The organism is Streptomyces sp. NPDC002580, assembly GCF_042889485.1.
GTDB lineage: Bacteria > Actinomycetota > Actinomycetes > Streptomycetales > Streptomycetaceae > Streptomyces.
The window spans coordinates 1-14553 of the sequence record NZ_JBIAQZ010000025.1 but is presented as its reverse complement, the minus strand read 5'-3'; the positions used below and the strand labels follow the sequence as shown (position 1 = coordinate 14553).

The 14553-nt window shown below is 66.9% G+C and carries 12 protein-coding genes and 3 pseudogenes; 9 read left to right on the top strand and 6 right to left on the bottom strand.

Going from position 1 to position 14553, the window contains the following annotated elements; genetic code table 11:
* Positions 1-887: 887 nt before the first annotated feature.
* Positions 888-1301, bottom strand: a complete 414-nt coding sequence (locus ACFYW7_RS38210) for a hypothetical protein (RefSeq protein ID WP_389511174.1) — start codon at positions 1299-1301, stop codon at positions 888-890.
* A 223-nt stretch (positions 1302-1524) separates the two neighbouring features.
* Between ACFYW7_RS38210 and ACFYW7_RS38205 the strand changes: the two genes are divergently transcribed.
* The 3 genes from ACFYW7_RS38205 (at position 1525) to ACFYW7_RS38195 (ending at position 5077) form a co-directional block, all read left to right on the top strand.
* On the top strand, positions 1525-1683 hold the full coding sequence (locus tag ACFYW7_RS38205; protein ID WP_389511171.1) for a hypothetical protein: 159 nt from the start codon (positions 1525-1527) through the stop codon (positions 1681-1683).
* A 350-nt stretch (positions 1684-2033) separates the two neighbouring features.
* Positions 2034-3560 (top strand): LysM peptidoglycan-binding domain-containing protein, encoded by a 1527-nt coding sequence (locus tag ACFYW7_RS38200; protein WP_389511169.1) that lies wholly within the window; start codon positions 2034-2036, stop codon positions 3558-3560.
* A 536-nt stretch (positions 3561-4096) separates the two neighbouring features.
* Positions 4097-5077: a recombinase family protein gene (locus ACFYW7_RS38195; RefSeq protein WP_389511167.1), complete on the top strand. Its 981-nt coding sequence runs from the start codon at positions 4097-4099 to the stop codon at positions 5075-5077.
* A 54-nt stretch (positions 5078-5131) separates the two neighbouring features.
* On the opposite strand, the gene ACFYW7_RS38190 is transcribed toward ACFYW7_RS38195, so the two are convergent.
* On the bottom strand, positions 5132-5803 hold the full coding sequence (locus ACFYW7_RS38190) for a hypothetical protein (protein WP_389511165.1): 672 nt from the start codon (positions 5801-5803) through the stop codon (positions 5132-5134).
* Between the two features lie 739 nt (positions 5804-6542).
* On the opposite strand from ACFYW7_RS38190, the gene ACFYW7_RS38185 reads away from it, so the two are divergent.
* Positions 6543-8228 carry a ribonuclease J gene (locus ACFYW7_RS38185; protein ID WP_389511163.1) on the top strand — a complete coding sequence of 562 codons (1686 nt, stop codon included), beginning with the start codon at positions 6543-6545 and terminating at the stop codon, positions 8226-8228.
* 167 nt (positions 8229-8395) lie between these two features.
* On the opposite strand, the gene ACFYW7_RS38180 is transcribed toward ACFYW7_RS38185, so the two are convergent.
* Both ACFYW7_RS38180 and ACFYW7_RS38175 read right to left on the bottom strand, forming a co-directional pair.
* Positions 8396-8767, bottom strand: a complete 372-nt coding sequence (locus ACFYW7_RS38180; RefSeq protein WP_389511160.1) for a fic family toxin-antitoxin system, toxin component — start codon at positions 8765-8767, stop codon at positions 8396-8398.
* Positions 8764-9021 carry a hypothetical protein gene (locus tag ACFYW7_RS38175; RefSeq protein ID WP_389511158.1) on the bottom strand — a complete coding sequence of 86 codons (258 nt, stop codon included), beginning with the start codon at positions 9019-9021 and terminating at the stop codon, positions 8764-8766. The genes ACFYW7_RS38180 and ACFYW7_RS38175 overlap by 4 nt, the downstream gene beginning before the upstream one ends.
* A gap of 687 nt (positions 9022-9708) precedes the next feature.
* On the opposite strand from ACFYW7_RS38175, the pseudogene ACFYW7_RS38170 reads away from it, so the two are divergent.
* Both ACFYW7_RS38170 and ACFYW7_RS38165 read left to right on the top strand, forming a co-directional pair.
* A pseudogene (locus tag ACFYW7_RS38170) lies at positions 9709-9966 on the top strand (phosphodiesterase); the annotation flags it as partial.
* A gap of 25 nt (positions 9967-9991) precedes the next feature.
* Positions 9992-10456, top strand: coding sequence for a LysE family translocator (locus ACFYW7_RS38165; RefSeq protein ID WP_389511156.1), 465 nt, complete (start codon positions 9992-9994; stop codon positions 10454-10456).
* A 219-nt stretch (positions 10457-10675) separates the two neighbouring features.
* Here the strand turns inward: ACFYW7_RS38165 and ACFYW7_RS38160 are convergent, their stop codons facing one another.
* On the bottom strand, positions 10676-11938 hold the full coding sequence (locus ACFYW7_RS38160; protein ID WP_389511154.1) for a DUF6357 family protein: 1263 nt from the start codon (positions 11936-11938) through the stop codon (positions 10676-10678).
* 4 nt (positions 11939-11942) lie between these two features.
* Positions 11943-12596 carry a hypothetical protein gene (locus tag ACFYW7_RS38155; protein ID WP_389511152.1) on the bottom strand — a complete coding sequence of 218 codons (654 nt, stop codon included), beginning with the start codon at positions 12594-12596 and terminating at the stop codon, positions 11943-11945.
* 116 nt (positions 12597-12712) lie between these two features.
* Between ACFYW7_RS38155 and ACFYW7_RS38150 the strand changes: the two genes are divergently transcribed.
* From ACFYW7_RS38150 to ACFYW7_RS38140, 3 genes and pseudogenes are all read left to right on the top strand, one after another.
* Complete coding sequence (locus ACFYW7_RS38150) at positions 12713-13288, top strand: transposase (RefSeq protein ID WP_389511150.1); 576 nt, start codon at positions 12713-12715, stop codon at positions 13286-13288.
* A gap of 74 nt (positions 13289-13362) precedes the next feature.
* A pseudogene (locus ACFYW7_RS38145) lies at positions 13363-13839 on the top strand (transposase); the annotation flags it as partial.
* Positions 13763-14185: pseudogene (locus ACFYW7_RS38140) on the top strand (hypothetical protein); the annotation flags it as partial. The pseudogenes ACFYW7_RS38145 and ACFYW7_RS38140, both read left to right, overlap by 77 nt.
* Between the last annotated feature and the right edge of the window lie 368 nt (positions 14186-14553).

The following is a 14553-nucleotide window of genomic DNA, read 5'->3' as shown; positions in this document are numbered from 1 at the left end:
CCTGGCACCTTCGCCTCAGATCGCTCCCAGTCATGGGCTGAGGCTCGGCTTGGGCCTGTGCGTGGCCGTGCACCACACACGGTAGCGGCTGCCACCGACAGCGGGATGAAAACGCGGCCACACCGTTCAAAGGGCCCAGCAGATCGCGTGGAACGGGCGACCGATGGCCGTTGCGCTCACCTACGGGTAGCGGTTGCGCTTCGCAATGGCGTGGCCAGAGGTCTGCGTGGAATCAAGGAAACGCGCGGAGACCGCGACCACGGCGGACACCCCAGTAATTCCGAAATGCGCAAGCCCAGAAACGACGCGATGTGGTGCCCTTCACCCCGATGTGGCAGAAAGTGCTGAATTCCTTACGGCCGCGTCATGTACGGGGGATTAGAAGCGCTTCGTACCCGGCTCCTCGGGGACTTGCGCCGCTTGCCCCTCTCATCGGCACTGTCAGATCCCCCGCTCGCGGCGTAAGGGCTGGAGCTGCTGCTCGCTCCGTCCCGAACACGCGCCCGGCGCGTCTGCCCTCCAGCCTGAAGGACACCGTCATGACCACCCGCTCGTCCGTACGTCGACTCCTCACCCGGACCGTCCCGCCCGTCGGCGCCGGCGGCCTGGCCCTCGGCACCGCGGTCTACGCTGGCGCCTCCGCGTGGGTCGTCGCGGTCTGCGCCGTTGTCGCCGCTGGCATCCCGGTCCTGCCGCAGTTGCTGCCGCAGGAGTCCGAGCACCGACGTGACGTGTGGCGCGACTGGCTCCACCATCGAGAGCGCATGGCGCGTCTGCGTCTCGCTAGTGCACAAGCCAGACCACACGCTGCGGCAACGTCAAACGAGCAGCACGAACAGCACGAACAGCTGAGATGACCGGCCCGGAGCCCTGACGTTTACCCGCGGCTACGTGGCGCTGGGCTCGCCGCTGATGCGTGCGATGGTCTCGGCAAAGGCACGGCGGTCGGCGACGGCATGCCGGGCGCGCGACCAGGACCACCCGAAGAACTGCCGCTGTACCGGCATGGTCAGTTCGAGCAGCAGTTCCACCTTCGTGGCCTCCTCGCGTTCGGACAGCACCACCGCGCGTGCGTGACCGGCGTAGTCGACAGCGAACCGAATGATCTGGGCAGACGGCCAACTGCCGGCGTACGTCATGGCGTTGTCGAGCAGCCACACGGTGGCGTCGTCGAGTTGCTGCATCCACCGGTCCCGCTCGCCCGTCAGTCGCTCGCGCATGACGGGCGTCCAGCCGGGATCGTCGGCTGGCGGAAGCTCGAACCGTTGGAGCAGGGAGCAGGCGGAGACGATCCGCAGCATGCTGGCGCCGAAGGTGGGGTGCCGGTAAGAGCTCTGTCACCAGCCGCAAACGGCGGTGATGGGGTGGCGCCGAGGTAAGCCCAGAAGGCGCCAGAACTTGATCCTGGTCCCGGTCTGATAGGGGTCGCCACCCATTCGGCTGAAGGTCGTTGGTGGTGGTACTGGCTGATTTCTGGGCCTGGGGCGGGACTTTGACCTCGATCGAGGTGACGGTGTTCTCGGGTTGCGCGAGCAGGTCGCGGGCGTGGCGTACCTGTTCCTCGGTCATGACTGGCAGGCGGCTGAGTCGGGCGCCACAGGCGGCGTCCAGGCCCTGGAGAAGACGGACGACTCCCACTGGGACGGCGGGGAGGAGTACGTGGACGCATTCGCCGGCCGGTGATCGGCCTCCTTGATAGTCGCCGGATCGGTCTGCTCAGGGCAGGGCGGTTGTCCCCATCTGGGCTATTACAGAATGGCGTTCCCCAGATTGAACACATAGCGTAATCGATTGATGACGTCACGTAACTGACCAGGAGGTTGGCGATGGCACGGGAGCCGAGACAGGCACTCCGAATACGCGCGGTCCACCGAATAGCCCTGGCAACCGCCAGCGCCTTGGCCGCAGGGTCGATGGTTCTCGCGTCAGGCATTCCCGCTGGCGCCCAACCGACCTCCGCGCCTGCCACACAGTCCACAGCGCGGAACGCGCTTTCGACCTTCGCGTCACCGAATCCAACGCACATCACAGCGATGCTCCAGCCGACGGTTTCCCTGCGACAACTGACGCTGTCGCCGCCCTATGCATCGCCGCCGTACGTGCCGTACGTGTCACAGGCATCCGCACTGGTTGAGCCGCCGCCGTACGTGCCGTACGTGTCACAGGCATCCGCACTGGTTGAGCCGCCGCCGTACATGCCGTACGTGTCACAGGCATCCGCACTGGTTGAGCCGCCGCCGTACATGCCGTATCCGTCGGCCAGGAAGCCGTCCGGGTCAGATAGATCCGACACCCACAGGGTGAGCCTCGCCCGAATAACGCCTACGCCGTCCGACACTCACACCACCGAGCCACCGAGCCCTTCGCCGTCCGACACTCACACCACCGAGTCGCCCACGCCGTCACCGTCCGACACCCACACCACCGAGCCTCCGGCTCCGGTTCCGCCTCCGGCTCCGGTTCCGCCCCCAGCTCCGGTTCCGCCCCCGGCTCCCGAGGACACCCACACCACCGAGCCAGTCGAGCCGGTCGAGCCGGTCACGCCAGTCGAGCCGGTCGAGCCGGTCGAGCCGGTCGAGCCGGTCGAGGGAGCCTGCACCCACACGATCGCCAGCGGTGACACGCTCTGGGCCATCGCCGGCAGGTACTTGGGCGACCCCACCAAATGGACCGAGATTTACGACGCTAACCAGGCGGCCATTGAAGAGGCCGCGCGATCTCACGGGCATGCGTCGAGTGACCACGGACGCCTCGTGTACCCAGGCACCAAGCTCTCCATCACCGGACATGAATGTCCGGCCCCAGCGGCCGGAACGAAACTCAGCGTCACAAAACGCGTGCTCACTCAAGAGGTCACATCCGGTGTAACGGAGGTTTCTGTCATCGAGGTCCGGAACATCGGATCCGAGACAGCGACCAACGTCACCGTGTCCGACGTGACATCAGAAGGTGTCATCCCGTTGGGCGGCCCGACAGGCATGACGTCATCAAAGGGAACATGCGACCCCCGCATCGAGACCGATCCGACCGTTAGCCCCTTCGAGCCCAGGCGACCGCTGACGCCAAACTGCACGATCGACTCGCTGGCGCCCGGAGAGAGCGTGGTCATAAAACACGAGGCGCAAGCTGGTCAACTTCCACAAGAACTGCTCCACTCCGGGGAGCTGGCCGGTAACACGGCGACGGCCGAGGCATCCAACGCAAGCGCGGTTCAAGCGAAGGCATCGTTCCGCATCGTGCAGCCGAAGAACTCGCTATCGGCCGAGGAACTCAAAATGTTCCAGCAGGAAGCCGCCGACTGCGCCGAAAACTTCGTCGATCCCCTGTTGGCGCTGGTGAAGAATGCGCTCCTTGACATAGCCCAGGCGGAGGTAACTCCGGCAGAGGCTCCAGAGCGCCTGCGGCACTTGCGCGACAAACTAATCGAAACTGTCGGCAAGTCTGCCATCGAGAAGACCGGCAAGACTGGTAAGGCGCTGGTCAAGTCCATCGATGTGGCACAGACCGTGGGTGACTGCCCGGCGTTCTTCAATATGACCTTCTCGATTCCTGAGAGGTAGTCTGCCGCGTTCCGCACGACCGGGGAGCCTCGTGCGTTCAGGGGCCCGGCGCCGCCGAAACGGCACCGGGCCCCACTGCACTGGTTAGCTTCGAGCGGTCCAGCCCTTGATTTGGCGAACAGCCACCCACCGATAGCACGCGGCGCGGAGTGCTGGCGCGGGGCGGCCGGTGAGCGGGCCGCGTTGGTCCCGCAAGCGCGGACGGTAGCGCAGCCCCGGCCACGGATGTCACTTTCGGTAATTCTCATAAATGACCAGTTGCGAGAGGTCTGAGAGCGGCCCGGAGTCGATCACGTTTCCGCAGGTCGCAATTCGCAGAAGTCCTCTCAAAACCGCGACGTTGTGCGAGACAGTTCTGACAGACTGCCGGGGTGGATCTGACGCCCGATCAAGCCGCAGATGCGGTAGAACGAAACGACTGTCCGAAGTGTGAAGCCCCGGCCGGGAGTCCGTGCCGCACCCGAGCCGGGAAGACCGCAGCGAAGTACCACACCGCCCGCTTCATCCTTGTGCCCCCGCTGCGGGAGGAGCTGGAGGTGCCGGTACCCGAGAACTGCGGCCCTAGCCGACCGTGGAAGCCGGGCCAGCCCGTCGAGGCCGCGCCGGCCGCCTCCACCTCGCAGCCGATCCGCATCGGGTACGCGCGTTGCTCGACCGCGCGTCAGGAACTCCAGAGCCAGCTCGACGCGCTCGCCCCTGTCTGCAAGCTGATCTTCTCCGAGAAGATCAGCACGCGCGTGAAGACCCGGCCGGAGCTGGAGAAGGCGCTGAAGCTGGCGTACGACATCAAGGAGGCCGCCCCCGAACAGGAGGTCATCCTCACCGTCCACGAGCTAAAACGCCTCGCCCGCAACGCAGCCGAGCTGATGACGCTGTCCGGCCAGCTCCAGGCCGCTGGCGTCCAGCTCGAACTCCTCACCGGCCCGCTCAGCGGTATCTACGACCCCAACGGCATGGGCGCGATGTTCTTCGCCGTCCTGGCCGCCGCCGCCCAGATCGAGCGCAACTACATCCGGGAGAAGACCCTGGAAGGCCAGCACGCCGCTGCCGCGAAGGGCAACCACGGTGGGCGGCCGAAGGTCATCGACGACGACTCACTGCTGCTGGCCCTCGCGCTGAAGCACCGCGGCGTTCCCGTCCCCGAGATCGCCAAGAAGCTGACGATCAAGAGCGGGAAGAACGCCGGACAGCACCCCTCAGTTGCCTCGGTGTACCGCGCGCTCGCCGAGGCCGAGGAAGACGGCGAACAGGCCGGACCCGATATTGTCGCCCCGCGCCGGCCGACGCGGGTGGATCTCATCGGCCCCGGCAGCGGCACCGCCCCGGAACTGATGGAACGGCTCACCCGCCAAGCCCTCACGGGGGACAACGACCGGGTCCTGGCCGACCTCGTCCGGCAGACACAGGACGGCACGAACGACGCCGTACTGGCCGACCTGGCACGCCAAGGTGAAGACGGCGGGAACGACGCCGTTGCGGAGCTGCTGGCGCAGGCCCGCAACGGGAGCGCCGAGTGATCCCCGTGCCGACGCACCGCGCGAACCGGACCGTGCTGCCGCTCTACCTTGTCCCTACGGACAGGACTCCTCGAACTTCACGGCCTTCAAAGACACTGGCTGCCCCGTCAGCTCGGCGCCAGCCGAGGGCTCTTGGCTGCACACCTTCCAGTTCGACTCCACCAAGACGTTCCGGTCCTGACCGGAAGCATCTGTCACTGTGATGCTGGTGGAAGGATCGAGGGCCTCCCGCGCAACCTTGACAGACTTGCCCTTGAAGTCAGGCATCTTCCCGGCTGCCTTCGGCGGCTCCGTTTGGTCTTTGTCCGGGCATGTCTCCTCAAGCTTGACAACCCCGAGATCAACTTCAGTGTCTGTCGTCCGCCTGCCCGGCCCTGGCGTCTGGAAGCAGACCTTCCAATCCCGGTCGAGTACTTGCTTCCGTCCGCGGCCGAGTGAGTCATGCGACGCAAGCGCGTAGAAGCCGGCGGCCTGAGCGGCGTCCTGGGCGCTCTGCAGCCCTTTGCCAACAAGGTTGGGTAGGTCTGCCGTCTTCGCCCCTTCGGTGGTAGCCGACGTCGTTGGCGCCGAGGATTCAGTTTTCGGTGGGGCTTCCTTGGAGCCGTCGTCCCCGCACGCGGTGAGCGACAGCAGGGTGAGGGAGCTGAACAGTGCGGTGATGACATGGCGGCGCATGTTGGTGATGGTGCCGATAGACCGAACTTCCGCCTTCAGGAAAGGCCGCATATGTCGCGATTGTTACAGAAGGTCGAACCGGGTCCACCAACGCGAAGCTCCGAAGAAAAGATCAGCGCTTAGCGCTAACCGCTGTTCCGCTGTTCCCCGAGGCCCTTCTCGTAGGAGCCTGGCGCAGGAACTAAGCCTCGGACGCACACGAAGGGGCCCGGCACCGTCGAAACGGCGCCGGGCCCCCACTGCACTGCTACACCAGAACTGCCCCGACCTGCCGAGTTCAAGGACTGATCACGGCCGTTTGCGGCTGATGACACGGTTCTTACCGGCACCCCCAGATGGGTCAGACGGGCCTCATCGGCAATCCGGCCGCGGCCGAGGCACTCCAGGACGCGGACACCCTGCTGCCGCTCGGCACGGACTCGACGTCCTCACCAACCCCGACGAGATCGCCGTACCGGCCAAACCAACCGTCGAACAGGGCTGGGGATTCGCCCTGGCCAAGGTGAAAGAAGTCGTGCGCAGCCATGGAGAGCCGGGCGGAAAGTGATGGCGCCGGAGCCGGCCTTCAGTGCCTGCCGAAGAACAACATGCAGGCGGACAGCTCGCTGACCTTCAGGTTCAGGTCGCAAAACCAACAGGTTAATTTCCGGCAGACCCTCACGAGCTGGTGCGTGACAGCGGGTGAGGCGGTCGTTGGCCTGCTGCCGGCACCACTCGATCCGCTCGACAGGAGGAAGAGATCGCCCAGGCAATGGATCACCTCGTCCCACTCTCCGGGTAACGTCCAGGCATGAGCCATCCGCACCCCGAACTGAAAGCCGCTCCGCCCCTTCCTGAAGGAGGGCTGCGGGTCATCGCCCTGGGCGGCCTGGGCGAGATCGGCCGCAACATGACCGTCTTCGAGCACGCCGGCAAGCTGCTCATCGTCGACTGCGGCGTACTGTTCCCCGAAGAGACCCAGCCCGGCGTAGACGTAATCCTTCCGGACTTCACCTCCATCCGGGACCGGCTGGACGACATCGTGGCCATGGTCCTCACCCACGGCCACGAGGACCACATCGGCGGCGTGCCCTACCTGCTGCGCGAGCGATCCGACATTCCCATCGTCGCCTCCAAGCTGACGCTGGCGTTCCTGGAGGCCAAGCTCAAGGAACACGGCATCCGGCCGCGCACGGTGCGCGTGCGGGAGGGCGACCGGCGCAGATTCGGGCCCTTCGACTGCGAGTTCGTGGCGGTCAACCACTCCATCCCCGACAGCCTCGCAGTCGCGATCCGCACCGGTGCCGGAATGGTGCTGCACACCGGCGACTTCAAGATGGACCAATTCCCTCTCGACGACCGCATCACCGATCTGCGTGCCTTCGCCCGCCTCGGCGAGGAGGGCGTGGACCTGTTCCTCACCGACTCCACCAACGCCGAAGTACCCGGCTTCACCACCTCCGAGCGTGAGCTGAACCCGGCGATCGAGCAGGTGCTGCGCACCGCACCGCGCCGGGTCATCGTCTCCAGCTTCGCCAGCCATGTGCACCGCATCCAACAGGTACTGGACGCCGCCCACCAGCACGGCCGCAAGGTCGCCTTCGTCGGCCGGTCGATGGTCCGCAACATGGGAATCGCCCGTGACCTGGGCTATCTCAAGATCCCCTCCGGGCTGGTCGTGAGCACGAAGGAGCTGGAGAAGCTCCCGGACCACAAGATCACTCTGGTGTGCACCGGCTCCCAGGGCGAACCGATGGCCGCGCTGTCACGGATGGCCAACCGCGACCACCAGATCCGTATCGGCAAGGGCGACACCGTCCTGCTCGCCAGCTCCCTCATCCCCGGCAATGAGAGCGCCATCTACCGCGTCATCAACGGGCTCACCCGGTGGGGCGCCCACGTGGTCCACAAGGGCAACGCCAAGGTCCACGTCTCCGGGCACGCCAGCGCCGGCGAACTCGTCTACTGCTACAACATCGTCAAACCCCGCAATGTCATGCCTGTACACGGCGAATGGCGCCACCTGCAGGCCAACGGCGACCTCGCCATCCGTACCGGTGTCGACCCGGACCGAGTCGTCATCGCCGAGGACGGCGTCGTCGTCGACCTCGTCAACGGCCGCGTGTCCATCACCGGGAAGGTCCCCGCAGGCTACGTCTACGTGGACGGGATGGAGGTCGGCGGCGTCACCGAAGCCTCCCTCAAGGACCGCCGCACGCTCGGGGAAGAGGGTGTGGTCACGGTGGTGGCGATCGTCGACTCCGACACCGGCGCCCTCGCCGAAACCCCCGACTTCCTGGCCCGCGGCTTCGCCCATGACGACACCACCTTCGAGCCGGTCATCCCCGTCATCGAGAAGACCCTGGCCACCGCCGCCGACGAAGGCATCGGGGACGCGATCCAACTCGAACAGCTCATCGCCCGCGCCGTGGCGAACTGGGCGTTCCGCACCTACCGCCGCAGACCCCTCATCATCCCCGTCATCATCGATGCCTGAGCCCCAGCTCCTGCCGATGCAGCCTTCGCGGGCTCGACGGCCTCGGGTTCGGACACGTTCCCACTGGTCATCGACGCATCTTCCATGATCGGGAGTTACACCGAACGATTTACAGTCCCGTGCCGCAGGCACGGGGCCGACCCGAACGGCCGCCGATGTCGGTCCGGTCAGGGTTTCCAGGTGCGCAGGAAGGAGGCGATCCGGTCCGCGTTGCAGCGGGGATTGTTCAGTTCGTGGGCGAATGCGGTGAGCTGCTCACGGGTGGGGCTGACCGGTATGTTGCTGGCCTCGAGGTACATGACGGCCACCGCGCAGGCGACAGTGAGGTTCGAGCGCTCCAGCCAGCGGCAGCGACCCAGAGTGTGCACCAGGGCGGCGGCGCGGGCGTAGGGACCGTCGTAGACGGCGGTGTCCAGGAGTTCCCCGCGGTGCCGGCCGACGGCGGCGATGGGCACGCCGTAGTCGTCGGGGGCCGGGTCCCGATGTCCGGCCCGTTCTGCCACTTCGAGGATCCAGGATTCGTCGACGTGCAGGATCACGCGGCGGCGCCAGGCTGCGGGTCGGCATACGGGGCGTCGAGCTGCCGCTCCAGGTCATCGAGGAAGGAGCCGTGCGTATCGATGAGCCGCTGGGCGGCCGCCATGCCGGCGGCGCGTGCGCCGGTGGTGTCCTCGATGATGAGCCGCTCCACGTACTTGTTGAAGTCCAGCCGGCGGGCGCGCGCCGCGGCCTGCCCGGCCTCCAGTACGTCTGGTTCCAGCCTGACCTGCGTCTGCTTCTTCGTAGAAGTCACACCCGGATGGTAGCAGGGTGGTACCACCGTGTCCTGGTGCGCCGCCGCACGCTTCTGGGAACCGATAGCGTTGCGGAGCTGCCGCCCGGGCCGCGGCGGTCAGGCGGTGGGGGCACGGACGATCGTCGTCACCGACACGGGAGGGAGGAGGGCATGACCGGTGTGCCCGCGCCGGCCGCCTGGTCCTCGGACTTTTCCGATGGATGGCTGTTCCACTCTCATTGCTCATGAAACGGGGCGAGGGCGGTGCGGTCGGGGTCAGCCCGGCGCGAACCGATCCGATCCGTGGCCTACGCCGTGGCGCTTGCGGCGGAGGGCGAGCTTCACATCCTCCGGCTTCAGTTCGGACGGGTCGCGGATCTCGTCCGGCCACGCATCCTTCCGCCACAGGCAGTTCACGGTGCTCCCGCTTCGCCTCGATGAGCGCATCCACTACGACGCGACCTTGCAGTCGGGGCTTGCTGGGCGTGCCGGCAGAGTGTGTCGACCGAGCGTGCCACCAGGTCGCGGTGGCAGTAGCGGTGGTCGAGGAGCCGGCTCACGGTCTCCTCGGGTGGCGAGGACCTGAAGTTCGGCGCGCGTGAGCCCGAGGTCCTGCCGGCAGCAGGAGGCGCCGTCCTTGGGGCAGCCCTGGACGGGGTTGATGGCCGGCCAGGTGTCGTGCTGGTCCGATGACGGATTCGAAGGCTCGAAGAGCCCGGACAACTGGCCGACTTGCTCGACGCGCACCCGCAGGTCGCCGCCGTCCTCACGGGCCACGCCCACCCCGCGGCCGCCCCGGCCTTCGCCGCGGGTCCGCTGATCGTCGGACCGGCCATCACCTGGACCCTGTGCATGCCTCGGGAGGACGATCACGCCGCAGACCGCGACCAGCCACCCTGCCTCGCGTTCCACATCCTGTCCGACGACCGGCGCCTGACCACCCCCTACCGCGTCTTGCTCTGATCCCCCTCGCACGATCCGAGGCACCGTGGTCCGTCCCTGCGCCGTCACCGGGTTCCTGACGGCGGTCCTTGCCCTGATCGCCACCCGCGGAGCCAGCCTGGCCCTGCTGATCCAACACGTCACCGACAGCGGCCGCCGTCAGGCCCTTCCCGTCATCCTCGGCACACCCACCGGCCTGTACCTCCACGCCACTCTCGCCATGGCCGACCTGTCAGGCCTGGTCATGCACTCCAGCCAGGCCTTCACCGCCATCAAGCTCATCGGTGCCGGCTACCTCATGGGCCTGGGCATATTGACATGGCGTTCCGCCGCACCGACCAGGGCTCATCACTCTCGGCATTCGGAGCGCGGTGACGTAGGGCGAGAGCCGCCGGGCCAAACTGGCCGCCGACAGGCTCACCGCGCTGGCAAACCCCGAACTGGAAGCCTCAGAGTGAGGAGATCCAGGCACAGGAGGGGCGAAAGCTCTGGGGTACCTGGAGTGTCGTGAATTTCATGGTCTCAGGCGGGGCAGCCCGGCAGCACAATCGGCGTGTACGCAGCGAGCACACTTCCCAGCGCTCCGCTTACGACAGGTGAGTTGCCGATGTCTTGCCGTCCGCGTCCTTGTCACGCATCAGCATGAGGTTGGACGACGCTCGGTGCGCAGGCGCCCGTACCCGCACTTCGCAGATTCCTCCGGCAGCACGTGCGCGGGCTCCCGCTTGGACTACCGGGTGTCGCGCCGCCGACGCGCGCGCTCGAACTCGGCGACATCCGACATCCAGGGACCGTGCTGTTCGAGTGCGGCGCAGCCGCCGCGGACAAAGGCGCTCACCAGGTTCCGGTACCCGCCGATCCCGTCGACCAGGCTGTACTCGACGCGGTACTCCGGATCCGACCGGCCGACGCCCGCGCGCAGCGTCGTGATCCGGGCGATGGAGTCCGCATAGAAGTGGAGCTGGATCCCTTCGCCCATCTCCTCGTCCTCGATGGTGAACACTTCGTTGTCTGCGGCAGAGCGATCGCCGACGAACTCCCAGAACTCCGCGGCGGCACCGCGGGGACCGTCCCGTAGCCACTTCTTCTCGACGCCCTTGTCGTCGGTGAACGACAGAACCGTCTTCCTCGCACTCCCGCCGGAGTCCGGGCGATGGCCAGCAGCCTCCTCGTCGTCCTCCATGGGTGTGCTCCTGGAGTGGTCGGCGGCCTCCGAGCACATCAGGAAGATCACGGTACGCACCGCGTCATCGGCGAGCTCAGGGTGGGCGCGGCGCACCGCCGCTTCGACCGTCGTCTCCATCCGATCCCAGTCGCGCCTGTCCGTGGCGCGTTTCCCCCGTCGCGGATCGCGGCCGATCCGCATCCCGGCGCACGCCCGCTCCGCAGTAGTGATCACCCGCATGACCTCGGGCAGCAGCGCGGGGTCGACGGCCCCGGATATCCGCCTGGGAACCGTCGCACCGTGCAGATACTGGCCCGTGTACCTCAGAATCGCGGCGTCGAGCGGACCGAGTACGGCTCCGCGCTCGGCGCGCCGGCGGTCCGCCTGGTACTCCTGAGCTCGTTTCCCGTTCGAGGTCTCCGTCGCCGCGCGCATCGCCGCGCATACCTGACCGCGCTCGAGCAGAGCGGTGTCGGCCCCGTGGGCGATGAGCCGGCTCCTGTCCCAGGGGATGCGCCGGAAGAGCGCGTCGACGTCCGCGGGCGCGGCAAGGAGGATCGGGTCGCAGAGCGCGATGGCAGCGTTCTCGTCGAGCCGGGCGCGGGTTCCGGCGGCGTCGCACAGCGGAAGGACAGCACTCCACAGCAGCAGGTGTCTGGCCAGGTCTTCCCGGATCACCGCAAGATGGGCTTCGCTGATCGGGAACGTGAACGTGCGGGGTTCGTGGTTGGCGTCGGCCCCGGCACCGAGCATCAGCTTCAGCTCGCCGTCCTCGCGGACCACGCTCGGGATCCAGCCGCTGTGCCGCGTGAAAACGATATCTCTCATGGACTCACGACCACCGTGCACATTCGGCGTCGAGGCGTGGGTCGGTGCGCACCCAGACTTCGCCCTCGGCGGCCTCGGCCGGGGCGTCGACTCGTTCCATACCGAGGGACTCGATCAGCTTGAGCAGTACGGCTCGTTCGGCTCGGTCATCGTCGATGCCATGCGAGTCGAAGAAGACGTAGTACTGGTCGCTCGGATCCACGCTGCCCGAATCCACCCAGATCCGCGCGACTTCTTCGATTGCCGCTGCTTCCGTCGTGATCGTGGCGGCGCGGGCGGCACCGCGAGTCTCCGGTGACGCGTCGAGGTCGGAAAGGTCGGAGAACCACTGTCCGAAGCGGTCGAGGCCGGCGTATCCGTTCTCGAAGAACAGCATCGCGCTCGGAAGGTAGCGGTTGGCCCTGTCGACCTGGAGGTATTCCGACCGGGGTTGGTCCGTGTCTTTGATCCGTGAGATCAGACCTTGCCCGGGCATGAGTACCAGACTCTGCCCCGCCGGTTCATCATTGATGGTGTAGATGTCGGCATCTCGGCCGCGGAAGAATGCAGAGAACGCCACATAGGCTTCTTGAGGGTCGCCCACGGAGACCTGTTGGTCGTTGCCATCACCGACGGCGAAGACGAACTGTTTCGGTCCGGGGTCATAGGGGCGAGCCATGTGCGTCCTTCGTTCATATCCGAGAGCTTCACCAGCCTAATACTGGATTCCTCTTTGGCTGGGTATATGTCCTGGTGGCGGGGTGGTTGCGGGTGCTCGGGGGCGGGTGCTGGGCGATGGTTTTATGGGCACGACCGGAGCGTGACGAGGACGAGCGGGCCGTCGTGCGCCGCCTGTCGCGGGCACGGAAGGCTCCGCGGGATGTGGTGATGCGGGCCCGGATGATCGAGCTGAGCTGGTCGGGGCTGCGGGTCCCTGCGATCGCGGTGGAGCTGGGCTGCAGCCAGAAAACGGTCCGCTGCCGGCTGCACCGCTTCAACCGTCTGGGCCTGGACGGGCTGGATGATCTGGGCGGGCAGGGCCGCAAGCGACGCATCACCGAGGAGGAACGATCCCGGATCATTGCCCTGGTCAAGACCGTGCCGCCGGGACGACCGCGGTGGGAGCCCATCGGGGAACTGTGGGCCTTCGACGAGTCCGGACCGCCCGAGTGGACGCTGGATTCCCTGGCCGTAGCAGCGCGGGCCGGGGGGATCGAGGTGGGCCGCTCGCAGGTGCGCCGCATCCTGCTCGCCGAGGGCGTGCGCTGGCGCCGTACCCGGTCCTGGATGCGATCGAAAGACCCGGACTTCGTCCCAAAAGGACACGGATCATCGGCCTCTACACCCACCCGCCCGACGGTGCGACGGTGATCTGCGCCGACGAGCTGGGACCGGTGATCCCCCGAACCTTTCCGCCCGCACCCGCCTAGTCACCGGACGGGCACCGGGTCAAAGCGGAGCTCGACTCCAGCCGCGGACCGGAGAAAACCTGGGTCTACGGCGGCCTGCGACCCGCCGACGGCCAGGCCCTGACCATGACCGCGTCCTCCCGCAACAGCGTCTTCTACCAGCAGTTCCTGCAACAGGTCGAGGACGCCAACCCGGACGGGGAGATCTGGATCGTCACCGACAACCTGTCCAGCCACAACAGCCTGTCCACCCGGACCTGGCTCGAGGACCATCCCCGCATCCACCACGCCTTCATCCCCGTCGGCGCCTGCTGGCTCAACCTCCAGGAAGGCTGGTGGCGCATCTTCCGCAAGGCAGCCCTCGCCGGCCGGTCATTCGCCAACCCCGACGACATCGCCCAGGCCACAACCCTCGCAACCGACCAGCTCAACTCCCATGCCGGCCCATGGATCTGGGGCCGAACCGCACCGCCAACCCGCTCCCTACGACGCCGATACGTGTACCTCGTTTGAGGAATCCAGCACTAACGAGCTGGTGCGTGGTAGCGGGCGAGGTGTCGTGCCAGGCAGGTGGCATGATCCCGCTGTGGCGATCACGGTCAATCGGTCGGTGTTGGCGCATCGGCTGTTCACGGGGCTCTCTCGGCGTCATCTTGCTTGCCTGGTCGAGGAGTTGGCCGTGCCGTGGCAGGCCGGGGTCGAGGGTCGTCGCCATGCCGCGCGAGGTGGGGTCCGGAAGCGGGCTGAAGGGGCCGGCGCCCGCCACCAACTGGTGTTCGTCGACCGGCTGGTGGCCACGCTGATCCATTTGCGGCACGACCTGCCGCACTCAGTGCTGGGACTGCTGTTCGGCGTCGACCGTTCCACCGTCACCCGCGCGATCGGAGAGGTGCGCACGCTCCTGGCCGAACGGGGGTGCGCGGTCCCGGACAGCCCCGGCCTGCGTCTTCGGACACTGCCTGATGTCTTCGCTTATGCCCAGGCCGAGGGCATCGAGCTGCGGCTGGATGCCACCGAGATCCAGGTCCCTCGGCCGCCTGCCGGCCGCGGCGGGCGGCGAGCGTTCGTCTCCGGCAAGAAGAAGCAGAACACGATGAAGGCCACCGTCATCGCCGACCACCTGGGCCGCACTTTAGACCGTGTCCTACGTGGTGAGGCGGACGAGTCGTTTGTAGCAGCACAGGGCGGCTGCGAGTCCGAGAAAGGCCAGGTAGTTGCGGGGATCGC

What these genes read in the sequence shown, in the direction of transcription:
- ACFYW7_RS38150 (WP_389511150.1), top strand. Translation starts at nt 12,713, where the DNA reads ATGGTTTTATGGGCACGACCGGAGCGTGACGAGGACGAGCGGGCCGTC.
- ACFYW7_RS38160 (WP_389511154.1), bottom strand. Translation starts at nt 11,938, where the DNA reads ATGAGAGATATCGTTTTCACGCGGCACAGCGGCTGGATCCCGAGCGTG.
- ACFYW7_RS38210 (WP_389511174.1), bottom strand. Translation starts at nt 1,301, where the DNA reads ATGCTGCGGATCGTCTCCGCCTGCTCCCTGCTCCAACGGTTCGAGCTT.
- ACFYW7_RS38155 (WP_389511152.1), bottom strand. Translation starts at nt 12,596, where the DNA reads ATGGCTCGCCCCTATGACCCCGGACCGAAACAGTTCGTCTTCGCCGTC.
- ACFYW7_RS38190 (WP_389511165.1), bottom strand. Translation starts at nt 5,803, where the DNA reads ATGCGGCCTTTCCTGAAGGCGGAAGTTCGGTCTATCGGCACCATCACC.
- ACFYW7_RS38200 (WP_389511169.1), top strand. Translation starts at nt 2,034, where the DNA reads ATGCTCCAGCCGACGGTTTCCCTGCGACAACTGACGCTGTCGCCGCCC.
- ACFYW7_RS38185 (WP_389511163.1), top strand. Translation starts at nt 6,543, where the DNA reads ATGAGCCATCCGCACCCCGAACTGAAAGCCGCTCCGCCCCTTCCTGAA.